We start from the raw sequence: 22,556 nt of genomic DNA on the forward strand, positions 1-22,556 counted from the left end.
CTGAATTTATGCCCCTATAGCGTTGTTTGCGGCTGAGTGGGCAGCCGGAAACGGGGTTGAGGGGGATTAGATGAAAAATTCGGTCATGCGCGTCGGCGCAGCCTTGGCTGCGCTGGGCGGCGCCTGCCTGTCGACCGCAGGCGCGCAGCATGTGGATGAGGTGACGGCGCCCAATGCGCCGGGCCGCGTCTATGTGCGTATGCTGCTGGAGGACGACAACGCACCGACCTTCCGCCTGTTGCCGGGCGTGCCGGTCGACAGCAGCTATGTCGCGCGCGATGCGGGTATCGACCTCTACCATGTGAGCGTCATTCCCCATATTTACGGCTTCGACCCCGATGCCGTGGGCGACGCGGTCGTCAACACCACATCCAACATATTGGGGACGCAGATCTGGGGCCGCTACCGCAACCAGACGCTGACCAACGGGCTGGAAATTGCGCAGCTGACCGTCACGCTGCCCTGCCGCAGCGCCGGTCGCCGCTCGGTGTTCGAACAGGGTGTGGTCAATCCGACCTCGCTGCTCGGCCGGGCGATCCAGCAGGGCTATTACGATCAGCCGCCGGAAGGCATCAGCCATGCGGCCTATGACAATATCGACGGCATCTACGCCAATCCCTATGCCGTGACCTTCACCGGCGCCGACGAGGACGAGGTGTTCAGCCGCTACGAGCAGTTCCTCGACGCGGATTCGACCCAGGGGCAGTGGACATACGGCGCCAATCCCGATGGCACACCGAACTCCTTCACCAGCACGGATCTGCTTCAGGCCGCCTATGGCTGCTCGGTCAGCGGCGCCGGCGTCAACCCGCTGGTCGGGAATGCGCAGAGCCTGCAGCACCAGATGATCGAATCTGCGCTGGATTTCACCCAGCCCAGCCTGACCCCGGACGAGGCGCCCTGGGGCATCGGCATGCGAATCGGCCGGATCAACCGCCAGGGCGCGGTTGGTACCAGCTATGAAGCGCGTATCAACCGCTCCTTTCGGCTGGCGGAGGGAAGTCGCGCCCTGCTGATCTTCGATGTGCCGGTCAGCTACGAGGATGTGAAGGGCGTGCGCACGCTGCGCGCCTCCGCTGCCGTCGCCGCACGTGTGCCCGTGTCGCGGATCTGGAGCGTGGAGCCGCGCGTCGCCTATGGCTATGTCTATGCCCACGACCAGCAGCTTAAGGGCCAGATGCTGACCGGCACCGTCTCCAGCCTGCTCTATCTCGACAATCTGGTCGGCCGCGGCGCGCTCACCATCGGCAATATGGCGGGCTTCACCAAGGTGCTGAAGGCGCAGCTCTATGACTATGACGTCGGCAATCGCACCGACAATTTCGTGCTCCGCAACGGCCTCGCCTACGAACTGCCGCTGGCGGGCCGGGGCGTGGGCCAGCGCCAGACATCGCTGCGCGCCAGCTATGCGCTCACCAATTATTTCGGCGACGACCTCTATACCGACACGCTGCACGAAGCGACCCTGTCGCTGGGCGTGCGGACGCGCGAAAGCGACATCCGCAACAGTTTCGAAGTGGTGCGCGTCGGCCTGATCGCCAAGAAGGGCGAGCATTACAAGAGCGGGCACATCTTCATAGGTTATCGTTTCTGACGTTTTCCCGCGGCGTGGGGGCATGCGCGGGGCGGCCGGGTCTGAATGCGGACCCGGCCGTTTTGCGTCAGGCGGTGAGGGAGTGGATCATTGCATGATCTAAACTGATCCGGTGCGGCGGCCCGTCGCAGTTGCGCCAGCTTTCCTTGGGCCAAGATTTTTTCACCTTGCCTTCGCCCGGCAATAGGGCCATTCGCGAAGGGAATTGCTTATTGCGAATGATCCGCAACTGGCGCGCCATGGCGGCGCGTGGAATTCGGCCAAGGAAAAGGTCTTGAACGACGTGACGATCGAAAAACCGGTGCTGGAACCGACGGGCGCGCTCAGCGTGGAGACGGTGCTGTCGGTGCGCCACTGGAACGAACATCTCTTCAGCTTCCGCATCACCCGGCCGGCGAGCTTCCGCTTCCGCTCGGGCGAATTCGTCATGATCGGCCTCCAGGGCGACAATGGCAAGCCGCTGCTGCGCGCCTATTCGGTGGCCAGCCCCGCTTGGGACGAAGAACTGGAGTTCCTCTCGATCAAGGTGCCGGACGGGCCGCTGACGTCGAAGCTCCAACTGATCCAGCCGGGCGACCAGGTCTATCTGGGCCGCAAGCCGACCGGCACGCTGGTCACCGATGCGTTGCTGCCGGGCAAGCGGCTGTTCATGCTGTCGACCGGCACGGGCCTTGCTCCCTTCCTCAGCCTGTCGCGCGACCCGGATGTCTATGAATTTTACGAGCAGGTGGTGATCGTCCATTCGGTGCGCCGGGTGAGCGACCTTGCCTTCCGCGACGAACTGAAAGGCAAATGGGCGGAAGACCCCCTGGTGTCCGAACAGGCGCCGGCGCAGTTCCATTATGTCCCTACCGTGACGCGTGAGCCGTTCGAGGGTAATACGAGCCGCATCGACGCGCTGGTCGAAAGCGGCGCGCTGTTCGAGGGGATACCGGGCGCGGCGCGGTTCGACCCGGAAACCGACCGGATCATGATGTGCGGCAGCATGGAGATGATCAAGCAGTTCGCGGCCTATTTCGAGGAGCAAGGCTTCACCGAAGGCAGCAACGCCGCTCCGGGCCAGTTCGTGATCGAGCGCGCCTTCGTCGGCTGACAAGTCTTTCTGGCACCGCGGGAACCGACGTCCTATCGTCTTCGCGATGGGGTGAATGAAAGGTCGGCGCGTGACGCACAAGAAGGTGCCCGTGAAGAAAAAGGCTCCGGTTGGCACACCCTCGCCTGCTGCGGTGCCGCCGCCTTTTCCGCAGGTGCACTGCTATTCTTGGCGGCCTTCCGGTGGCCGCATCAATTTCGGCGATCAGCTCGCCGAAGTGATCGTCGACAGCGTGCTGATGTCGCGTGGACGCCTCCGTTCCGAAGAAGTCCGGCGTCCGGCGCGGTTGCTCAGCGTCGGGTCGGTTCTGCACTTTGCGCGAAGCGGCGACACGGTGTGGGGAACGGGCGTCAATGGCAAGATCGTGGAGGAGCATCATCGCTTCGAGGCGCTCGACGTGCGGGCCGTGCGCGGTCCCCTGACCGCCGACTTCCTGAGGGGGCGCGGCATCGCGGTTCCGGACGTTTATGGCGACCCAGCCCTGCTAATCCCCCGCCTTCTTCCTGGACGATTCGTCCCCACGGGCGAAGAGGGGCCGATCTTCGTCCCCAATCTCAATGATCTACCCCACGTCGCTTCGCTTGCACTCCCGATTCCGGTGGTGTCCCCGCTCCGGGGTTGGAACCATGTCATATCGCGCATCGTGGCGTCCCGCTTCGTGCTGGCCAGTTCCCTGCACGGGTTGATCATCGCGGAGGCCTATGGCGTGCCTGCCCGCTATGTGCGCCTGACCGAACGGGAGACGCTGTTCAAATATCAGGATTACCACGCCGGCACAGGTCGGACCGATCTGACGTTCGCGACGTCGATCGAACAGGGCCTGGAAATGGGCGGAATGCCGGGCATTTCCGTCAGTTTCGATCCGCTGCTCGACGCCTTCCCTCACGACCTGTGGAGCGATCCTGCCCCCTAGGTCGCAGAATCAGCCGCCCTTCCGTTCCGCGATGAAGGCGTCGACATTGCTCGCCAACACGGTCATCGGCACGCCGCCGCCCTTGACCACCGCATCGTTGAACAGCCGGAAGTCGAACCGTTCGCCCAGCGCCTGTCGCGCCGTCTCGCGCAGCCGCACGATCTCGCCATGGCCGACCTTATAGCCGCAGGCCTGCCCCGGCCAGGCGCAATAGCGGTCGACCTCGCCCTGCACATCCTCAAGGCTTGATCCGTTGGTGGTGGCGAACCAGTGGATCGCCTGGTCGCGGGTCCAGCGCTTGGCGTGCAGCCCGGTGTCGACCACCAGCCGGCAGCAGCGATAGGCGATCGATTGCAGGTAGCCTAGCTTCCCCGCGACGTCCCCTTCATAGGCACCCAGTTCGTCGCCCAGCTGCTCGGCATAGAGCGCCCAGCCTTCGGAAAAGGCGTTGAACGCCAGCAGCGAGCGGATCAGCGGCAGCTTGTAGGTATACTCACCCTGCCAGATATGGCCCGGTATACCTTCATGATAGCAGAGCGTCGGTAGCGCATAGCGGGGCCAGATGCTCGTGTCGCGCAGGTTGATATAGTAATTGCCCGGCACGGTTCCATCGATTGATCCCGCCCCGGCGTAGGCGCCCGGTGCTCCCGCTTCGATCTCGACCGGCACGCGCTTGACCGTCAGCTTCGCAGGCACCAGCGTGGCGAAGGCGCGGGGCAGGCGGCCGCGGATATCGGTCAGCCGCCCGTCGATATAGGACAGGATCTGCTGTCGTCCGGCGTCGGTGTTAGGGAACAGATAGCGCGGGTCTTTCCCCATGGCCGTCATCCGCTCGCCCACGGTGCCCTTCGTCATGCCCAGGCCCTTGAGCAGCCCGTCCATCTGCGCCTGCAGAGACCTCAGCTGTTCCTGCCCCAGCGCATGCACCTCATCCGGGCTCATCGTCGTGGTCGTCCCGGCCTTCAGCGCCCAGGCATAATAGGCCTCGCCCTGTGGCAGCTTCCACACGCCTGCGTCCATGGTGGCGCCCTGCCGATGGCGCTGGAGCTCCGTCACCTGCCGTTCCAGCGCCGGGGCGACCTTTCCGGTCACCAGCGCCAGCGCCTTCGCGCCATAATCGCCGGGCATGGCCTTTGTCCGCCGCGCGATCGAGGCGACGGGCACCCACTGGTTCAGCGGCAGCGCACGGACGGCCTGCATCTGGCCGGTCGCCTTGTCGAGCAGGAAGGCGGGGGCGACCACGCCAATCCCGGCGTCATGCCTCAGCCGTTCGGTCTCCCCGTCCAGATTGGCGGCATAGGTCTCCAGCCGCGCGAGATAGGCGTCGGCGTCGGCCGGGGTCGCGATGGCGTGGCTGCTATCGAGGAAATCGGGCGTCTCGATGAAGGCCCCGGTGTTCTGCGCGACGGCATAGGGCGCGTTGCGATAGGACCAGTTGCTGTTCATCATCGCCATGTCGCCGAAGGAAAAGGCAAAGCCCTCCGCGGCGAGTTCATGGGCGGCGCGCGTCACCTCGACATTGGTGCGCGTCACATCCCCCAGCGGCGCGAGGTCGACGGCCTTCAGCCGCTCCAGCCGGGCGGCGACATGGCCGGCGATCTGGCGCTGCCCCGCCGGGCTCTTGTCGCCCAGCCGGCTCTTGAGCGCCGCGCGCGCGCCCGTATCGATGCCCAGGCTGCTCGCGCTCTCCGGCGCATCGGCCATGATCTCCTCGGCGATGTCGGCGAGCAGCGCCTCCGCCCGCGCATCGGCGCTTTCGGCCGCGGGGGCGGGCAGGGTGGAAAGGGCAAAGGTGGCGGAGGTTCCGAACAGGAAGGCGCGGCGGCTGGTCTGCATCCCCCGCTTGTAGCGCGGATGCGCAGGCCGGCAAGAGAGGTGCGCGACCGCGCTTGCCGAGGGATGCGCCAATCGCCTTTTACTTCGGCTTTCGGAAGCGGAACAGGAACCGGTCGGTCTTGCCGCGCACCGAAGGATCGAACACCAGCTTGCTGTGATCGTCCGCCGGGTTGGCGAGCAGCGGGCTTTCCGCCTCCAGCATGAATCCGGCTGCTGCGAAGTCGGCTTTCACCGTCGCGGGGTCGATGCGGTGGACCTTGTCGACGATCGCGCGGGTGTCACCCGGCGCGCCCACATGGTCGATAATGCCGACCACGCCGCCGGGCTTGGTCGCGGCATAGAGCGCCTTCACGAACGCCGCCGGGTCGGTGCGCGGGATGCCGAACTTCTCCGACTGCCAGTAGAGGTCGTGATAGGAGAGGTTGATGATCGTCAGGTCGAAACTGCCGGCGGGTGCGGTGAACGCCTCGAACGGATAGCGAACCCAGTTCACCTCCGGCCGCCGCGCGACCAGCGCCTGCCATTTCTTCTGCTCTTCGGGCTGGGTGTAGAACTGGTTGGGCTCGAACGCCGTCACCTTGCCCTTGGGACCCACGGCGTCGGCCATGATCTCCGCCCAATAGCCCGACCCCGTCATGACGTCCGCCGCCTTCATCCCCGGCATCAGGCCAAGGAAGGCGAGCGTTTCCGCCGGCTTGCGGCTCTCGTCCAGCGCGCGGGCCTCCGCCGGCCGCTTGGCATCGGCGAGCGCCGCGGCATAGTCGGGCGCTGGTGGTTTCGACGTCTGCGCCAGCGCCGTGCTACCCAATGTTGCGGCGATCATCGCCACCCATATCCTGCCGCCCATTTCGCTTTCCCTTGCCGTTACGGATGCGGGACGATGCGCCGGATGATGCATCGGCTCAACCCGCCTTTCCCGCCGCCGGTCGATGGCTGTAATGCCTTCGTCGAAGGGCTGGGCGATGGTCCCGCCGGATGCTAGGAGCATGGCGACGCATCGAACGCATCAGCCCAGCCGGCAGGAGGAAAATATATGCGGACTGTGATCGTGCTGGCGGCGGCGCTGACTCTGGCCGCCTGCGATGGCGGCAGCGATCAGGCCGCGATGCCCCGCAACCAGGCCGCGCCCGACACGGGCGCCGCCGCGGAAGTGGCGCGCCTCGATCCCGCCATCCGCGACGAGGTGTTTGCCAAGGCGATCCGCGATTCCGGCGCGGCCTGCCCCACCGTCACGCAATCGCAGCGCGCCGAGATACGCACCGGGGTCAGGGGCTGGAAGGCGCAATGCGACAATGGCAGCGCCCACCTGATCGAGATCACCCCCGACGGCACTGCCAAGGTCAGCAGCCGGACCTATTGAGCGGGAATCCGAAAGCCCTTTCAGGCGGCGCGGGTGACGATCCGCGCCAGTTCGTCGCCATGGGCACGGCGCTCCTCCTCCAGATCAAAGTCGATCTGGAGGCCAAGGAAAAAGCCCTCGCTGATTCCGAAATAGCGGGCGAGGCGCAGGTCGATATTGGCATCGACAGGAGCCTGCTCCGCCAGAATGGCCTCGATCCGCTCAGAGGCGATGCCCGCGCCTTCGACCACTTCCTCTACGGGAATCTCGCCGCCGATCAGGAAATCCTCGCGCAGGATCGAACCCGGATGGACATTATCCAGCCGGTCGTCATCCCTAGTGATAGTCCTCGATCCGGACATTCTCCGCGCCTCCGTCGGACCAGTTGAAGGTGATGCGCCACTGGTCGTTGATGCGCAAACTATATCGTGAAGGCGTAAAGCCTTTCAACTGCTCGAACCGATTTCCGCCCGGAATGCGCAGGTCGTAAAGATTGATCGTCCGGTTGATCTGCCGGAGCTTTCGCCGCGCCGTCTGCTGGATCTCTTGTGGCAGGCGGCGGCTGCGCTCGCCGCGCCAGATTTTCTCGGTTTCCGGGTCGGCGAAGGAACGGATCACTTTTGCGCGTCCTTACGCAGTGCCCATTTTCCTCCTCCGATCCCATCAACGGTTTGAAACCAGTCTCTCTCGCCCGTAAATGCGCTCGCATCAGAACTGTTATATTCGAGCTCTCTTCGGATGATGGCATGGGTGTTTACTGGTAAGCTCCTGCCTGCCGATAGGCGAATTTTACGCACTTGATCATAGATATCGCGTAGATATCCAGCGCCTCCAAGCTCCAGCAGAGCCGAGCGAACATCATCCCTCCAGAGGATTTTATGTTCCGATTTTGGTATGGTGACTTTGGGTTTTACGGCGGACGCGCTTAGGCTTGCTTCATGTACGCCAAGAAGGCGTTGCAAGATCTGGTTTTCACTCTCTTCGCCTTCGATCCGGTTAGCCCAAATCTTAGCAAAAACGTTAGTGCTTATCTCAATCGTGCGCATCAAACCGCCTCTGTTCCGATATCCACATATCAGAACAGATCAGATCTTTCTACAAAAAGTTCTAGAACTTTACTGCCCGAACTTCCGCTGCACCTTCCCGTACCGCATCTTCCGCGTCCCCGGCTTGCCCTCGCTCGCGCGACCCTTGGGCGCCGCGACCTGCTGCTCCGCCGGCAGGCCCAGTTCTTCCGCTTCCAGCTTGCGGATTTCATCCCTGATCCGGCCAGCCTCCTCGAACTCAAGGTCTGCCGCCGCCGCGCGCATCTTCTTCTCGAGATCCTCGATATAGGCGCGCAGGTTATGGCCCACGAGATGCGGCCGGTCCTCCAGCCCGGTATCGACCGTCACCTGATCCTTCGACGCCACATGGGCGATAATGTCGCCGATATTGCGCTTGATCGTGGTCGGCGTGATGCCGTGCTCTTCATTATAGGCCTGCTGCTTCTCGCGCCGGCGTGACGTCTCGTTCAGCGCCCGCTCCATGCTGCCGGTGATGCGGTCGGCATAAAGGATGACGCGGCCCTCCACATTGCGCGCGGCGCGACCGATGGTCTGGATCAGCGAGGTTTCGGAACGCAGGAAGCCCTCCTTGTCCGCGTCCAGAATCGCGACCAAGCCGCATTCGGGAATGTCCAGTCCCTCGCGCAGCAGGTTGATGCCGACCAGCACGTCATAGACACCGAGCCGCAGGTCGCGGATCAGCTCGATGCGCTCCAACGTTTCGACATCGCTGTGCATATAGCGGACCTTGATCCCCGCCTCGTGCATGAACTCGGTCAGGTCCTCGGCCATTCGCTTGGTGAGCGTGGTCACCAGCGTGCGATAGCCCTTCTTGGCCGTCTCCTTCGCCTCGTGGATCAGGTCGTCCACCTGGTCCTCAACCGGCTTGATCTCGACCGGGGGGTCGATCAGTCCGGTGGGACGGATCACCTGCTCGCTGAACACGCCGCCGGTCTGCTCCATTTCCCAGGGGCCGGGCGTCGCCGATACACTGACCGTCTGCGGCCGCATCGCGTCCCATTCGTTGAAGCGCAGCGGGCGGTTGTCGATGCAGCTCGGCAGGCGGAATCCATATTCGGCCAGCGTGATCTTGCGCCGATGGTCGCCGCGCGCCATCGCGCCGATCTGCGGCACGGTCTGGTGGCTTTCGTCGACGAACAGCACGGCGTTCTCGGGCAGATATTCGAACAAAGTCGGCGGCGGTTCGCCGGGCAGGCGGCCGGTCAGGAAGCGGGAATAATTCTCGATCCCTGCGCAACTGCCCGTCGCCGCGATCATCTCCAGGTCGAAATTGGTGCGCTGCTCCAGCCGCTGCGCTTCCAACAGCTTGCCCTCATCGACCAGCTCCTTCAGCCGCTCGGTGAGTTCGTGGCGAATCGCCTCCATCGCCTGCTTGAGCGTCGGGCCGGGGGTGACGTGGTGGCTGTTGGGGAAGACCTTCACATAATCGAGGCTCGCGATCTTCTTGCCGGTCAGGGGATCGAATTCGACGATCTCCTCGATCTCGTTGCCGAAGAAGCTGATGCGCCAGGCGGTGTCCTCATAGTGTGAGGGGAAGATCTCCAGATTGTCGCCCTTCACGCGGAAATTGCCGCGCGCGAAGGCCGCGTCGTTGCGCTTGTACTGGAGCGCGACCAGCTTGCGGATGATCTCCCGCTGGTCCTCGATCCCGCCCTTCTTCATCGCGAAGGTCATGGCCGAATAGGTCTCGACCGATCCGATGCCATAGAGGCAGGAGACCGACGCGACGATCAGCACGTCGTCCCGCTCCAGCAGTGCGCGCGTGGCGGAATGGCGCATCCGGTCGATCGCCTCGTTCACGCTCGACTCCTTCTCGATATAGGTGTCGGAGCGCGGGACGTAGGCTTCGGGTTGGTAATAGTCGTAATAGCTGACGAAATATTCGACGGCATTCTCCGGAAAGAAGCTCTTGAACTCGCCATAGAGCTGCGCGGCGAGGATCTTGTTGGGGGCGAGCACCAGCGCGGGACGCTGCAGCGCCTCGACCACCTTCGCCATGGTGAAGGTCTTTCCCGATCCGGTGACCCCCAGCAGCACCTGGTCCTTCTCGCCCGCGCGGGCTGCCGCCACCAGCTCGGCGATCGCGGTCGGCTGGTCGCCGGACGGCTCATAGTCGCTGACCAGCTTGAATGCCCGCCCGCCCTCGCTCTTTTCGGGGCGCGCCGGACGATGCGGAACGAAGCTCTGCCCGGTTTCCGGTTCGGACAGGTCGGTGCGAATCTGGATGGCCATGGGACGAATATGGGGGCTATGAGCCGCGACGCAATCCGCGGCGCTGCATCAAGGCTTCAGCTCGAACGCGCTATAGAGCGGCGGCGGGTAAACCACCGGCTATTTGGAGACTAACCTCGAATTTCCGTTCTCGATGCTGTACTCCATCACGCGCCATTGGAGGTTCGGCCCTCCCGGTTCGAAATACTATGCCTCCCGGGGCAGGTCGGACAGGGCTTGGCTGCGATCGAAATTGCGGACGACATCGCCTTCGTGCTTATAGAGGTTAGGCTCATCCAAGGGTCGCCGATCTCGACATGCAGAAATGCCATCGGGACCGCCGCCGACCACCCACCCGTTCGTGCCGGATGTCGTTCATCAGTGGCCCAAGCGATGGAGTTTATCTTCTGGTTTCTCTGCATCTGCTCCCGTGCAGGGCTGCTTAACGGAGAAGTGAGAACGGATAAGGAACGATCCAATGTTGTCTTCTCGTTGAATCGTCGCCGCCTCCTGATATGGTCTTGCGAATACTGGAGCGAACCGAGGAAGGAACAGTCATGCGCCGGACGATCCCGATGCTTGCCGGCCTGCTGGCCATGCTGTCGGCATGTGGCGAGAAGGCGGGCGAGGAGGCTGGCCGGATCGCGGCGACCGATGGCATGACCAAGGAGGAGGTCAGGGCCGAAGTCAACAAGGTCCAGCTCAAGCCCGGCGAATGGGAAGGCAGCTTTGCGGTCGATGACATCGACCTGTCGAATATGCCCGGCGCGCCGGCGCAGATGGAGGACCAGATGAAGCGGATGATGAGCCGCACCGCGCTTCGCTACTGCGTGACGCCGGAAGAGGCTGCCAATCCGGGCGCGCGGATGTTCTCTGGCCAGGAGAGCAAGGACTGCACCTACAGCGGGTTCGAGGCGCGCGGCGGATCGGTGAAGGGGCAGGTGTCCTGCAAGACGGAGGGCGGCACGATGAATGCCGTCATGAACGGCAACTACGCGCCCGAAAGCTACGAGATGCAGATGGACATGAAGATGGTGGGCAGCCCGCAGGGATCAACCATGGCGATGAAGGCGCGCTCGACGGGGAGGTGGGTTGGGGCGGAGTGTTCGTAAACGCTAGGGCGTTCACGCCGTTTCCCGCCACGCATCCATCGCGCGATCATATCTCCTCTTCGCGTCGTCCCGTCGCCGCTCCAGCCGCTGGATCTCGGCCGCGTGACGCTTGTCCATCGCTTGTCGTTCGCGCCGAAGGGCGGCTTCCCTGGCCGCCAGTTCGCTCCGCTTCTTCTCCTGCGCCTTTCTGGCTTGTGTGAGCGTCTCCTCCGCTGCTTCGAGAGCCGACCGGTCGGGCCGAGGGGTCGGCTTGGCCTTTCCAACTCTGCCGGCCTTATCCCTGCTTACTGGCTTGGTCTTGGGAAGGGCCGCGAGATGTTCGGCCATGGTGCCGCGCGGCCGCTTGATCACTTTGCCTGGATGTGCAAGCGGCTCCGCGGCGAGCGTCTCATCGAGAACTACCTCCGCCACGCCGCGCGCGAACAGATCGATGTCCGCGCCCCAAACCTCCAGCGCAGCCTTCTGGCTCGGCGCCGCGACATAGGCGTCGTGGAAGCCGATCGCTGTGCGGAAGACCTTGAGCGTGCGCGCCATGACGCCTGAACGCCTGACGCGGGGACGGGCTCCCTACTGGACTCGTCCTCGCAAACTCCTATAGCCGGCCGCAAAACACAGCCGAATGGGACAAGGGTAGATGACCGTCATCAAGACCGCCGACCTGATCGAGAGCGTCGCCGATGCGCTCCAATTCATCAGCTATTATCACCCGATGGATTATATCCGCGCGCTGGGCAAAGCCTATGAAGCGGAGGCCAATCCGGCGGCCAAGGACGCCATCGCCCAGATCCTGACCAACAGCCGTATGTGCGCGGAGGGGCATCGCCCGATCTGCCAGGACACCGGCATCGTCAACGTCTTCATCAAATGGGGCATGGACTGCCGCCTGGACGACAATAGCCGTTCCATGCAGGATGTCGTCGATGAAGGCGTGCGCCGCGCCTATCTCAACCCGGAAAACCGCCTGCGCGCCTCCATCCTGCGCGATCCCGCCTTCAGCCGCCAGAACACCAAGGACAACACGCCCTGCGTGCTGAACGTCGAAATGGTGCCGGGGAACAAGGTTACCGTCGACGTCGCGGCCAAGGGCGGCGGCAGCGAGAACAAGACCAAGTTCAAGATGATGAACCCGAGCGATTCGATCGTCGATTGGGTGCTGGAAATGGTACCGCAGATGGGCGCGGGCTGGTGCCCGCCGGGCATGCTGGGCATCGGCATCGGCGGCACCGCGGAAAAGGCCGTCGCACTGGCCAAGGAAAGCCTGATGGACCCGATCGACATGGGCGAGCTGAAGGCGCGCGGGCCGCAGAACAAGATCGAGGAACTGCGGATCGAGATTTTCGACAAGGTCAATGCGCTCGGTATCGGGGCGCAGGGGCTGGGCGGCCTCGCCACAGTGCTCGACGTCAAGATCCACGACTATCCCTGCCATGCGGCGGGGAAGCCGGTGGCGATGATCCCCAATTGCGCCGCGACCCGCCACGCCCATTTCACGCTGGATGGGTCGGGCCCCGCGTATCTGGAAGCGCCCAAGCTCTCCGAATGGCCGCAGGTGGACTGGAAGCCGAGCAAGGAAGCGATCCGCGTCGACCTGGACACGCTGACGCCGGAGATCGTGCAGAGCTGGAAGCATGGCGACCGGCTGCTGCTCAACGGCCGGATGCTGACCGGGCGCGACGCCGCGCACAAGCGCATCCAGGACATGCTGGCGAAGGGCGAGAGCCTGCCGGTCGATTTCAAGGGCCGCGTCATCTATTATGTCGGCCCGGTCGATCCGGTACGCGACGAGGTGGTCGGCCCCGCAGGTCCCACCACGGCGACGCGCATGGACAAGTTCATGGATATGATGCTGGAACAGGGCCTCGCCGCCTGCGTCGGCAAGGCGGAGCGGGGCCCGGGCGCAACGGACAGCATCGCGAAGCACAAGAGCGCCTATCTGATGGCGGTCGGCGGCGCGGCCTATCTGGTTGCGCGCGCGATCAAGGAGGCGAAGGTCGTGGGCTTCGCGGACCTTGGCATGGAAGCCATTTACGAATTCACGGTGGAGGACATGCCCGTCACCGTCGCGGTCGACAGCGAAGGCCAGAACGTCCACCGCCTCGCCCCGCTGGTGTGGCAGGAGAAGATCAAGCGGGAAAAGCTGCTCGAAGGAGCCTGACGGCTTCCGCATCCTCCCCGTCTTGCGATGGGGAGGAACAGCCAAGGTGGCTGGCACAGCTGATACACCCCTGATATCCTAAACTCCATGACAGGGGGAATCGAAGCGGCGGGTGACGCGGTCACCGGGGCGATGCTGGCGCGGGCGGTGGAGCCGGCGCATGGCGAGGCGCAGGAGGCGGGTCATGGCGCCTGCCTGAACTGCGGCGCGCCGGTCACCGGCAATTATTGCGCGCAATGCGGGCAGGCGGCGCATCTGCATCGCAGCTTCATGGCGATCGGGCACGACCTCGCCCATGGCGTGCTGCATTTCGAAGGAAAGATCTGGAATACCCTGCCGGAACTCGCCTTCCGCCCCGGCAAGCTGACGCGCCGCTATATCCATGGTGAGCGCGCCAAGTTCGTCTCGCCCTTCGCCCTGTTCCTGTTCAGCGCCTTCCTCATGTACGCGATCTTCTCGCTCACCAGCCACCATGCGCCCGAAGGCACCGTCCAGGGCGTCAAGATGAACGGCGAGGCGAAGGCGGAGCTGGCGAAGGAGATCGCGAAGGCCGATTCCCGTATCCGCAAGCTGGAGCGGGAACTGGGCGCTGGCGGGCTGTCGGCATCGCGGCGCGAAAGGCTGCAGGAAAGGCTGGCCGACGCTCGCGAGGAACGACAGGGCCTGACCCTTGCTAGCGGTCTCACCGATGCGCTGGTGGGGGAAGGGGTGAACGGCGGGGTTGCCGGGGCAGTGGGCAAGGCGGTCAGCGCAGCGGCTAAGGATCCGGAATTCGCCTATTACAAGCTGAAGGCGAATGCCTATAAATTCTCCTGGACGCTGATCCTGATCTCGCTGCCTTTCCTGTGGCTGCTCTTTCCTTTCAGCCGCCGGTTCAAGATGTACGATCATGCGATCTACATCACTTATTCCATCGCGTTTATGTCGCTGCTTTTCTCGCTCTCCATGGTGCTGAGCGTCATGCATGTGGCGACCGGTCTCGTCACCTTCGTGCTGCTGCTGTTCGCGGCCTGGCACATGTATCGCCAGTTCAAGGACGCCTATTCGCTTGGCCGCGCAAGCACGCTGCTGCGCCTGCCCTTCCTCTACCTGTTCGCGTGCATCGCGCTGACGCTGTTCTTCACCTTCCTGGTGATGATGGGCTGAGGATCAGGTGGGAGGGTGGGGGAACGGCGGAAATGCAAGGGAAACGGACCGGTAACTTCCGCCATTCCCGGTAGGTGAAGTGGGCCCCGCGTGCCGCGCCGGACCGGGGGTGAGCGGTCTTCCTGTCGGGAGCGAGATCCTCTGCCACGTCTCAATCTTCCTCGCGGTGCAAGAAGCCATGGCCGCCACAGGTACTCGCGACCGCGCAAATCCGCCTTTCGCCGGGTTCATCCCGCCGCGCTGCTAACCCTTCCTTTACCATCCTGGGCTAGCCATGCGGGCGTGGGATACGAGCCGAAATCAGAGAATGTCGCGCGCGCGGTGATGCAGGTTGCCCGACTGTCGGGTGACCTCGGCATCCGTACGCTCGACCTGCAGGCAGACATCAGCGAACTGGCCGATCGTGTGACGCGGCAGGCGCAGACGATCGAGGCCATCAGTGGGGCCGCGGCGCAGCTTTCACAGGACGGCGAAAATGTCTCGCTCGCGGGCCAGGATGCGCGGGAGAAGGCCATCGCTGCACGCGGCATCATCGAGGATTCCGGCCGCCAGATCTCCACCGCGAACCAGAATTTCGTCGAACTGATCGCCAAGGTCAGCGGCATCCACGAGCAGCTCGGCAGCTTCGGAGAGGCGCTCAAGACCGTCGCCCATGTCACCAGCGTCATCAGCGGCATTGCCAGCCAGACCAATCTGCTGGCGCTCAACGCCACGATCGAAGCGGCACGCGCCGGGGATGCCGGCCGCGGCTTTGCCGTCGTCGCTTCCGAAGTGAAGAAGCTGGCGCAGGAAACGGCCGCCGCCACCCAGACGATCGAGCGCTCCATCGCTGCCCTGACGGGTGAGGCTGGCAAGATGCTGGAAGGCATCACCCACGGCGCCGAAACGGCGCGCACCGCTATGTCCGACACGCGTAACATAGAGGCGCTGGTGGAACGGCTCGGGGCGCTGATGCACGACCTTTCCGCCAACAGCGAGGGGGTGGCGCTCCGCATCGCATCCATGGTCGATTCCGCAGGGGAGATTCGCGGCGGCCTTGCCGCGCTCGCCAGCACCTCAACGGACAATGCCAGTGGCCTGCAGCGCCTGTCGGGGCGCGTATCGACCGCGAGCGACGATACCAACCAGCTGCTGCAATATCTGGCCGAAAGTGGCGTCGAAATTCCCGACTCGCCCTATATCCGTTTCTGCCTGGAAGCGGCCCGCGCCGTCGAGCAGGCGGTCGAGCGCGCGATAGCCGACGGCCGGTTGAGTGAGGCCGAAGTGTTCAGCGAACATTATGCGCAGATCGCCGGCACCAACCCGCCGCTTTACAGCCACCCGGTCCAGCCCGTCCTGGTTCCGGCCGCGCGGGAGCAGCAGGAACGCGCCCGTGCCTTCGGGGGCCTTTTCGGCATGACCTTCACCGACCGCAACAGCTTCGGAGCGGTGGCGATGCCAGAGCGCGCCTTGCCGCAGCGGCGGGGCGATGAGAAATGGAACCTCGAATTTGCCCGCCAGGGCATGATCTTCGATTTCCCCGACACGCGCGAGCAGTGCCGCATCACCCAGCCTTTCTGCATCAAGGCCTATCGCCGCCTGACAGCCGAGGGAGAGGTCATCCTGCTGAAGCAGGTGATCGCCTCCATCCATATCAACGGGCGACACTGGGGCATTTTGCAGATGGCCTATCAGGACCAGAATTGACTGCCACCTGATCCGTCGCCCTTGCCCCCCTCCCGTGGCGCGCTATGTCGCTTGGCGAAACCGGATCGGGAGCAGGCATGGGGCGTATCATCGGTACTATCGGGAAGGGACTGGGCGTCGCGCTCCTGTTTCTCGTCGTCGCGCTCTGTCTTGCGATCACCATCATCCCCCCTTTTCTCGATCGCATCTATTATCGGGGGCCAGCCAGCGGCCATTATGACGGGGCGCATTTCTTCAACCCGGATGGCGAGTTCCGCATAGAAGCGCCGCCGGGCACCAGCCGCCAGGGCTTTATCGCGCGCTGGCTGCTGCGGCAGGACGACAGGCCTGAATGGCCCGATGCGATCGCAGTGAAGCCGGCGCGCCCGGCGCCCTTCGCCGCACCCCGCGGGATGAGCGCGACCTGGGTGGGCCATGCGACCGTGCTGGTGCAGGCGGCGGGGCTCAACATTCTCACCGACCCAATCTGGTCCGACTATGCCAGCCCCTTTCCACCGCTCGGTCCGCGGCGCGTGGCGCAGCCAGGCATCCGCTTCGAGGACCTGCCGAAGGTCGACCTGGTCGTCATCAGCCACAATCATTATGACCATCTCGACATTCCGACGCTGAAGCGGCTCTGGGACCGGGATCGGCCGAAGATCGTCACCAGCCTGGGCAACGACACGATCCTGAAGGCTGCCGGTATCCCGGCCACCGCGCTGGACTGGGGCCGGTCCGTCAGCGGTGCGCAGCTCAATGGCCTGCCGGACCAGAGCGTGGTTCAGTGCGGCAATTACGAGCATTGCCCCGACTATCGCGTCCATGTGACGCGCAACCATCATTGGGGCAGCCGCTGGATGACCGACCGCAACCGTGCGCTCTGGTCCAGCTTCGTGATCGAAACGCGCGCAGGCAACATCTTCTTCGCCGGCGACACCGGGGCAGGGGACATGGCGTGGCCCGCGGAGGCCACGCGCTTCGGCCCGATCCGCCTCGCCCTCATCCCAATCGGCGCCTTCCGCTTCTGGAAGGGGCAGATGAAATCGGATTCGCATATCGGTCCGGAACAGGCGGTGCAGATCTTCGGGAAGCTCGACGCCTCGACCGCGATCCCGATCCACTGGGGAACCTTCCGGCTTTCCTATGAAAAGTGGGACACGCCGCCGCGCATGCTGGAGCTGTTCCTGCGCTGCGAGGGCATCGCCCGTGCCCGCTTCGCGCCGCTGAGGATCGGGCAGTCGATCCAGGTTCCCGCCTGGTCGCCGGTTCCCCGCGAGGGGAAGCGCTGTGATAGAAGGGCCATCGCCGCCCTGGAATAGCGCTTCGTCTTGTTCGTCAGACCGGCGTGCTGGTGGCCAGCATCGCGCGCCAGTTGTCGATGGTGACGGTGGCAAGATGCTCCGCCTGCATCTCGGCGGTCAGCCCCTCGATCATCTGCCGCCCCTCGATCCACAGTTCGATCACGCCGAACTGTCCGCCGCGCTTGGGATATTTGGCCGGCCAGCCCTCCCGCAGCGCGATCGCCATCACCGCTTCCCGGCCAAGCACCGTGGCGATGGCGGCGTGGGTGGCGGTAAGGCCGCTTGCCCGCTACCCACGCTCTAGGCATCCGCATCACCGTCCGCCTCCGCGCAGCACGGTGGCGCTTCCCGAAAGCGAGGCGGACCGGATCGCGCCGCTTGCCACGCTGGTGCGATCCACCCGCAGGGGCGAGTGATCCGTCTTGCCGGCAACCAGCGCCGCGTCGTCGCTTATGAGGCGGCTACCGCCGACGCCGTGTGCGACCTGCTGCCGGAGGACCGGCGCCTCGCGACCGCCATGCTCCAGTTGCTACATACGCCCCCCCTGGCTGGAAATGCGCGACCATTGGGGCCTCGATGGCGCACAGATCGCACGCGCCTGCGGCTGGGCGATGCGCACCTTGCTCGCCGATCTCAAGGCACGGCAGGGCCGCCCACTGGACGTGGACGCGCCGGCGTAATCCTGACCGGCCGGCGCGTGCCTGGAGCGGCTCTGTTTCTGTCAGGCCGGACAATCCCCCAGCCGCTTGCCGGTCACGTCATGCGTGGTGCGCAGCACCGGTTGCCCGCCGTCCGTCTTAGTCATCGTCGTCCCGGCGGTCAGCGTATCGGCGGTGTAGTTGCCTTCAACCGTGATCTCCGACGTTCCGCTTCCCGCCTTGCAACTGAGCGTCGCAATCAGCCGGCCCTTGCGCAGCATCTTGTCCTTGTAGGTGCATTCCGTCCCTTCGCTGCCCGCCAGCGCGTTGGCGTCGGGCACGCCGGCCGCATCCACCGCGATGCAGACCTTGTCGTCGCTGACCTGCTTCAGCGCCTCCTGATATTCGGCCGGCGTCACCGTCGGCGTGTTGTAGCCCGTGGTCTTGCGGATCAGCTGCCACTGGCCCGCCTGCATCACTATGGGAGCCTCTTCCTGCGGTGCGGGTGCCGGCTCCGAGCCGCAGCCGCCGAGCGCGGCCAGTGTCGCGAGCGGCACTGCCGCCACCATGATTCGCTTCATCATCCTCTACCCCTGTTCTCTGTCGGAACCGGGGGGAGGGTCTACCTCTGTGCGGCGGGACGCAAGAGGGAAAATCGTTCAGCCCTTGCGTCGTGTCGGCGCATGGAAATTGGGAGGCTTGCCGGCGATCCAGGCGACGAATCGCGCGATGTCGGGATGGGCGCGCAATCGATCCGGCTCGGTATAGAGCCGCGCCAGCTCCGCGTTGCCGATCGTCGCGTGGATGGTGCGATGGCAGATCGGATGGACCGGCACCGTCTCCTTGCCGCCCCGGCTTTTGGGCAACGGATGGTGCCATTCGATCCGCCCCCCCAGCGATCGCCCGCACAGCCAGCAGGCCTCCGTCCCGCTCACTCTCGGGCAAAGGGGAAGAGGTGCCACCAGGGCTCCTTCTCCGCCAGCACCCGGGCGACGCTGGGCCTGGCTTCCAGCCGCGCCAGATAGGTGCCGAGTGCGGGATGCGAATCGCGCAGGGGCACGATGCGGTCGGCGTAGAACAGAGCGGGCAGGGCGGCGCAGTCGGCGAGAGAGAAGCTGCCGCCCGCCGCCCATTCGCGTTCGGCGATCCGTGCGTCGAGCAGGGCATAGCTCTTCGCCAGCAATTCCTGCGCCTGCACCGCACCCAAGGGATCGCGCTGGTCCTCGGGCCGCAACCGATCGGTGACCAGCGTCTGCATCGGCGTCATCACATAATTGTCGAACAGTCGGTCCATCAGCCGCACCTCCAGCGCCGCGTCGGGATCGGCGGGGATGGGACGGAAGGTGCCTGGCTCGTGCCGTGCGAGATATTCGATGATGATGCTCGCTTCCGCTACCGTCGTGTCGCGCACCGGATCGCGCAGCACCGGGAAACGCCCGATCGACCATAGCGCCTGCCATTCCTCCGCCGCCCCAGCAGCGTCCAGGCGCTTCGGTGTGAAGGGGGTGCCGTTCTCGTAGAACGCGATCAGCACCTTCCAGCAATAGGAGGAAAGGGGATGGTGATAGAGAATCATCCGGGCATCCTTTCGCATGGTCCTTCTAACGCCCGGCGCGGGAAAATTGCGCTGGCGCTCGTGCGACACGGCCGCGTTACGGTCTACCCCGCCCCGCGCGAAAAATGTGACGATCGCGCGACGCACGCATTTGCTTGGCAAGCCAAATTTATTTTCCGGCGCACATTCTCCCTCTTGTCTTTTCCGTGGGCCTTGTAAGTCCGCGCGTCGCTGCGATGCGGTGTGTTTTTCCGTCGACGAAATGAATCATATCGTCGGCGAACCGAGTCCCTAAACTGTCATTTACCCCCTTGAACCGTGCATCGGCTATGGCACTATCCCTTGTATAGGGGTAACAGGGACGACCCAACAGATTGTGATCGCGGCGCCGAAGTCAATTTCGGCCACGGGCTTTTTTGCCCTTGTGATCCGGTCGGTTGAACCCATTTCCTGTGCCCCTCGGGTACGGTTCATGCTATGGCACAAGGCTTCCCTTGGGCCTGTTTGACCGACTCGAACGAAACAGGAACAATAACCGGGGGATCACATGGATTTCCGCGACAGTGCACAGGCAGGTAGAGACGACGTGGCGACGATGACGGACGAACTGGAGCCCAAGGTGGAGGCGAAGAAGCCCGCCGCGCCGGCGGCAGCGCCGACTTCCTCCACGACGGTGCAGGCGCGCCGCTTCGACGTGGCGACCGATCCCTCGCGCGATGCGCTGCTGACCGAGTTCGGCAAGGATACGCTGAGGGACCGCTATCTGCTGCCCGGCGAATCCTACCAGGATCTGTTCGCGCGCGTCGCCGCGGCCTATGCCGACGATGCGGATCATGCCCAGCGCGTCTATGACTATATCTCGCGCCTCTGGTTCATGCCGGCGACGCCCGTGCTGTCGAACGGCGGCACCGGTCGCGGCCTGCCGATCAGCTGCTACCTCAATTCGGTGGACGACAGCCTGGAAGGCATCGTCAACACCTGGAACGAGAATGTCTGGCTCGCCTCGCGCGGCGGCGGCATCGGCACCTATTGGGGCAGCGTGCGCGGCATCGGCGAGCCGGTCGGCCTCAACGGCAAGACGAGCGGCATCATCCCCTTCGTCCGCGTGATGGACTCGCTGACGCTCGCGATCAGCCAGGGTTCGCTGCGTCGCGGCTCGGCCGCCTGCTATCTCGACATCTCCCACCCGGAGATCGAGGAGTTCCTGGAGATCCGCAAGCCGTCGGGCGACTTCAACCGCAAGGCGCTGAACCTGCACCATGGCGTGCTGCTGACCGACGAGTTCATGGCGGCGGTGCGCGACGGCGCCGAGTTCGCGCTCCGCTCGCCCAAGGACGGCTCGGTGCGCGGCAAGGTCGATGCGCGCAACCTGTTCCAGAAGCTGGTGGAAACCCGCCTCGCCACCGGCGAGCCGTACATCATCTTCGCCGACACGGTGAACCGGATGATGCCCAAGCATCACCGCGACCTGGGGCTCAAGGTCTCCACCTCGAACCTCTGTTCGGAAATCACCCTGCCGACGGGTCGCGACCACCTCGGCGCCGACCGCACCGCCGTGTGCTGCCTCTCCAGCCTCAACCTCGAGACCTGGGACGAGTGGAACAAGGACCCGCAGTTCGTCGAGGACGTCATGCGCTTCCTCGACAATGTGCTGCAGGACTATATCGACCGCGCGCCCGACGAGATGGCGCGCGCCCGGTACAGCGCCTCGCGCGAGCGCTCGGTGGGCCTGGGCGTCATGGGCTTCCACAGCTTCCTCCAGGCGCGCGGCCTCTCCTTCGAGGGCGCGATGGCGAAATCGTGGAACCTGCGCATCTTCAAGCACATCAATGCGAAGGTGAACGAAGCGTCGATGATGCTGGCGCAGGAGCGCGGGCCGTGCCCCGATGCCGCCGACCAGGGCGTGATGGAGCGCTTCTCCTGCAAGATGGCGATCGCGCCGACCGCGTCGATCAGCATCATCTGCGGCGGCACCTCGGCATGCATCGAGCCGATCCCGGCGAACATCTACACCCACAAGACGCTGTCGGGCAGCTTCGCGGTCAAGAATCCCTATCTGGAAAAGCTGCTGCGCGACAAGGCGAAGGACAGCACCAACGTCTGGAACTCGATTCTCGAGCGCGGCGGCTCGGTCCAGCATCTCGACTTCCTGAGCCAGGAAGAGAAGGACGTGTTCAAGACCAGCTTCGAGATCGACCAGCGATGGTTGCTCGAACTGGCGGCGGATCGCACGCCCTATATCGACCAGGCGCAGTCGCTCAATCTCTTCATCCCGGCGGACGTCGAGAAATGGGATCTGATGATGCTCCACTTCCGCGCGTGGGAACTGGGCATCAAGTCGCTCTATTATCTGCGCTCGAAGTCGGTGCAGCGCGCCGGCTTCGCGGGCGGGGTGGAGGCCGACAACACCATCGACGCCCCGAAGTTCGAGCTGGCCGGCGGGAGCACCGACTATGACGAGTGCCTGGCCTGCCAGTGACGGCATGGAGCCGGGCGCGACGGCAATCGCCGCCGCGCCCGCGCGATCATTCCTCTTCCTCGAACATCACCGCCACATCGGCATTGGCGCTCAGGCGCACGGTGCCGTCGTCCTCGACCGCCGCGACCAGGCCCTCGCTGATATAATGATGATGCCCTTCATGCGTGCCGGTGGCGCCCTCGATCTGCGCGCTGCTGTCCTTCTTGGTCAGCTTGATGCGGTTGCCGTCGACATGGTCGACGGTGCCCACATGGACGCCGTCGGCGCCGATGACTTCGGCATGTTCCTTGATGCTGCTGAGGTCGACCATCATTGCTCTCCTGTTAATGGATTGGCGCAGCCAGAACGCGCGGGCGCGGAGATGGTCGCATGACGGCGCACAGATCTCTCCTCGGCAAAACGATGCTACTCCTCATTTTTGTGATCGGAATGAGCGCATGGGTTTACGGGCT

The 22,556-nt window shown here is 64.4% G+C and carries 25 protein-coding genes; 12 read left to right on the top strand and 13 right to left on the bottom strand.

All coding sequences use genetic code 11. From position 1 onward, the window contains the following. The first annotated feature begins 70 nt into the window (after window positions 1–70). The gene (locus M529_RS47695; protein WP_021317440.1) at window positions 71–1,594 is read left to right on the top strand and encodes a hypothetical protein; all 1,524 of its coding nucleotides are present in this window, start codon (window positions 71–73) and stop codon (window positions 1,592–1,594) included. A 67-nt stretch (window positions 1,595–1,661) separates the two neighbouring features. Here the strand turns inward: M529_RS47695 and M529_RS49680 are convergent, their stop codons facing one another. Continuing rightward, entirely contained in the window at window positions 1,662–1,835 is a 174-nt protein-coding gene (locus M529_RS49680; RefSeq protein ID WP_161626330.1) for a hypothetical protein, read from the bottom strand. A gap of 33 nt (window positions 1,836–1,868) precedes the next feature. Between M529_RS49680 and M529_RS32505 the strand changes: the two genes are divergently transcribed. Beyond that, window positions 1,869–2,687, top strand: a complete 819-nt coding sequence (locus M529_RS32505) for a ferredoxin--NADP reductase (RefSeq protein ID WP_031294780.1) — start codon at window positions 1,869–1,871, stop codon at window positions 2,685–2,687. Window positions 2,688–2,778: 91 nt separating this feature from the next. Beyond that, complete coding sequence (locus M529_RS32510; protein ID WP_051184033.1) at window positions 2,779–3,600, top strand: polysaccharide pyruvyl transferase family protein; 822 nt, start codon at window positions 2,779–2,781, stop codon at window positions 3,598–3,600. A 9-nt stretch (window positions 3,601–3,609) separates the two neighbouring features. Here M529_RS32510 and M529_RS32515 read toward each other — a convergent pair whose 3' ends face one another. After that, window positions 3,610–5,436 carry a DUF885 domain-containing protein gene (locus M529_RS32515; RefSeq protein WP_021317443.1) on the bottom strand — a complete coding sequence of 609 codons (1,827 nt, stop codon included), beginning with the start codon at window positions 5,434–5,436 and terminating at the stop codon, window positions 3,610–3,612. A 79-nt stretch (window positions 5,437–5,515) separates the two neighbouring features. Next, window positions 5,516–6,259, bottom strand: a complete 744-nt coding sequence (locus M529_RS32520) for a class I SAM-dependent methyltransferase (protein ID WP_051184034.1) — start codon at window positions 6,257–6,259, stop codon at window positions 5,516–5,518. Window positions 6,260–6,469: 210 nt separating this feature from the next. Between M529_RS32520 and M529_RS32525 the strand changes: the two genes are divergently transcribed. Continuing rightward, window positions 6,470–6,796 carry a hypothetical protein gene (locus M529_RS32525; RefSeq protein WP_021317446.1) on the top strand — a complete coding sequence of 109 codons (327 nt, stop codon included), beginning with the start codon at window positions 6,470–6,472 and terminating at the stop codon, window positions 6,794–6,796. Between the two features lie 20 nt (window positions 6,797–6,816). Here M529_RS32525 and M529_RS32530 read toward each other — a convergent pair whose 3' ends face one another. The 4 genes from M529_RS32530 to uvrB form a co-directional block, all read right to left on the bottom strand. Then, window positions 6,817–7,137: a HigA family addiction module antitoxin gene (locus M529_RS32530; protein WP_021317447.1), complete on the bottom strand. Its 321-nt coding sequence runs from the start codon at window positions 7,135–7,137 to the stop codon at window positions 6,817–6,819. Beyond that, window positions 7,112–7,393 (bottom strand): type II toxin-antitoxin system RelE/ParE family toxin, encoded by a 282-nt coding sequence (locus M529_RS32535; RefSeq protein ID WP_021317448.1) that lies wholly within the window; start codon window positions 7,391–7,393, stop codon window positions 7,112–7,114. Before M529_RS32535 ends, M529_RS32530 begins: the two co-directional genes overlap by 26 nt. Continuing rightward, a complete protein-coding gene (locus tag M529_RS49130) occupies window positions 7,390–7,821 on the bottom strand; it encodes a hypothetical protein (RefSeq protein ID WP_152522555.1) in 432 nt (143 codons plus the stop codon). The genes M529_RS32535 and M529_RS49130 overlap by 4 nt, the downstream gene beginning before the upstream one ends. Before the next feature lie 69 nt (window positions 7,822–7,890). Beyond that, on the bottom strand, window positions 7,891–10,074 hold the full coding sequence (uvrB, locus tag M529_RS32540; protein ID WP_021317450.1) for an excinuclease ABC subunit UvrB: 2,184 nt from the start codon (window positions 10,072–10,074) through the stop codon (window positions 7,891–7,893). 536 nt (window positions 10,075–10,610) lie between these two features. Here uvrB and M529_RS32545 point away from each other — a divergent pair. After that, window positions 10,611–11,165 carry a DUF3617 domain-containing protein gene (locus tag M529_RS32545; RefSeq protein WP_021317451.1) on the top strand — a complete coding sequence of 185 codons (555 nt, stop codon included), beginning with the start codon at window positions 10,611–10,613 and terminating at the stop codon, window positions 11,163–11,165. Window positions 11,166–11,177: 12 nt separating this feature from the next. Here the strand turns inward: M529_RS32545 and M529_RS32550 are convergent, their stop codons facing one another. Beyond that, complete coding sequence (locus M529_RS32550; RefSeq protein WP_021317452.1) at window positions 11,178–11,699, bottom strand: hypothetical protein; 522 nt, start codon at window positions 11,697–11,699, stop codon at window positions 11,178–11,180. A 100-nt stretch (window positions 11,700–11,799) separates the two neighbouring features. Here M529_RS32550 and M529_RS32555 point away from each other — a divergent pair, with 100 nt between their 5' ends. The 4 genes from M529_RS32555 to M529_RS32570 all read left to right on the top strand — a co-directional run bounded on the left by M529_RS32555 (window position 11,800) and on the right by M529_RS32570 (window position 17,450). After that, window positions 11,800–13,320, top strand: coding sequence for a fumarate hydratase (locus M529_RS32555; RefSeq protein WP_021317453.1), 1,521 nt, complete (start codon window positions 11,800–11,802; stop codon window positions 13,318–13,320). Window positions 13,321–13,407: 87 nt separating this feature from the next. Continuing rightward, a complete protein-coding gene (locus M529_RS32560) occupies window positions 13,408–14,466 on the top strand; it encodes a DUF3667 domain-containing protein (protein WP_021317454.1) in 1,059 nt (352 codons plus the stop codon). 324 nt (window positions 14,467–14,790) lie between these two features. Beyond that, on the top strand, window positions 14,791–16,152 hold the full coding sequence (locus tag M529_RS32565; RefSeq protein WP_031294786.1) for a methyl-accepting chemotaxis protein: 1,362 nt from the start codon (window positions 14,791–14,793) through the stop codon (window positions 16,150–16,152). Between the two features lie 77 nt (window positions 16,153–16,229). Further along, window positions 16,230–17,450: an MBL fold metallo-hydrolase gene (locus M529_RS32570; protein WP_021317456.1), complete on the top strand. Its 1,221-nt coding sequence runs from the start codon at window positions 16,230–16,232 to the stop codon at window positions 17,448–17,450. Window positions 17,451–17,466: 16 nt separating this feature from the next. Here M529_RS32570 and M529_RS0124440 read toward each other — a convergent pair whose 3' ends face one another. Next, window positions 17,467–17,658 carry a hypothetical protein gene (locus M529_RS0124440; protein ID WP_021317457.1) on the bottom strand — a complete coding sequence of 64 codons (192 nt, stop codon included), beginning with the start codon at window positions 17,656–17,658 and terminating at the stop codon, window positions 17,467–17,469. Between the two features lie 28 nt (window positions 17,659–17,686). Here M529_RS0124440 and M529_RS49685 point away from each other — a divergent pair, with 28 nt between their 5' ends. Further along, window positions 17,687–17,848, top strand: a complete 162-nt coding sequence (locus tag M529_RS49685; RefSeq protein ID WP_161626331.1) for a hypothetical protein — start codon at window positions 17,687–17,689, stop codon at window positions 17,846–17,848. Window positions 17,849–17,986: 138 nt separating this feature from the next. Then, window positions 17,987–18,112, top strand: coding sequence for a hypothetical protein (locus M529_RS50550; RefSeq protein WP_021317458.1), 126 nt, complete (start codon window positions 17,987–17,989; stop codon window positions 18,110–18,112). Window positions 18,113–18,153: 41 nt separating this feature from the next. Here M529_RS50550 and M529_RS32580 read toward each other — a convergent pair whose 3' ends face one another. From M529_RS32580 to M529_RS32590, 3 genes are all read right to left on the bottom strand, one after another. Beyond that, complete coding sequence (locus M529_RS32580; RefSeq protein ID WP_031294791.1) at window positions 18,154–18,651, bottom strand: DUF3617 domain-containing protein; 498 nt, start codon at window positions 18,649–18,651, stop codon at window positions 18,154–18,156. 78 nt (window positions 18,652–18,729) lie between these two features. Further along, window positions 18,730–19,005: a hypothetical protein gene (locus M529_RS32585; RefSeq protein WP_021317460.1), complete on the bottom strand. Its 276-nt coding sequence runs from the start codon at window positions 19,003–19,005 to the stop codon at window positions 18,730–18,732. Further along, a complete protein-coding gene (locus M529_RS32590) occupies window positions 19,002–19,646 on the bottom strand; it encodes a glutathione S-transferase family protein (protein ID WP_021317461.1) in 645 nt (214 codons plus the stop codon). The genes M529_RS32585 and M529_RS32590 overlap by 4 nt, the downstream gene beginning before the upstream one ends. A gap of 526 nt (window positions 19,647–20,172) precedes the next feature. Here M529_RS32590 and M529_RS32595 point away from each other — a divergent pair. Next, window positions 20,173–22,104, top strand: a complete 1,932-nt coding sequence (locus M529_RS32595; RefSeq protein ID WP_021317462.1) for a ribonucleoside-diphosphate reductase subunit alpha — start codon at window positions 20,173–20,175, stop codon at window positions 22,102–22,104. A gap of 46 nt (window positions 22,105–22,150) precedes the next feature. On the opposite strand, the gene M529_RS32600 is transcribed toward M529_RS32595, so the two are convergent. Next, window positions 22,151–22,414 carry a DUF2171 domain-containing protein gene (locus tag M529_RS32600; protein WP_031294794.1) on the bottom strand — a complete coding sequence of 88 codons (264 nt, stop codon included), beginning with the start codon at window positions 22,412–22,414 and terminating at the stop codon, window positions 22,151–22,153. Window positions 22,415–22,556: the final 142 nt, after the last annotated feature.

Source organism: Sphingobium ummariense RL-3, assembly GCF_000447205.1.
GTDB classification, from domain to species: Bacteria; Pseudomonadota; Alphaproteobacteria; order Sphingomonadales; family Sphingomonadaceae; genus Sphingobium; species Sphingobium ummariense.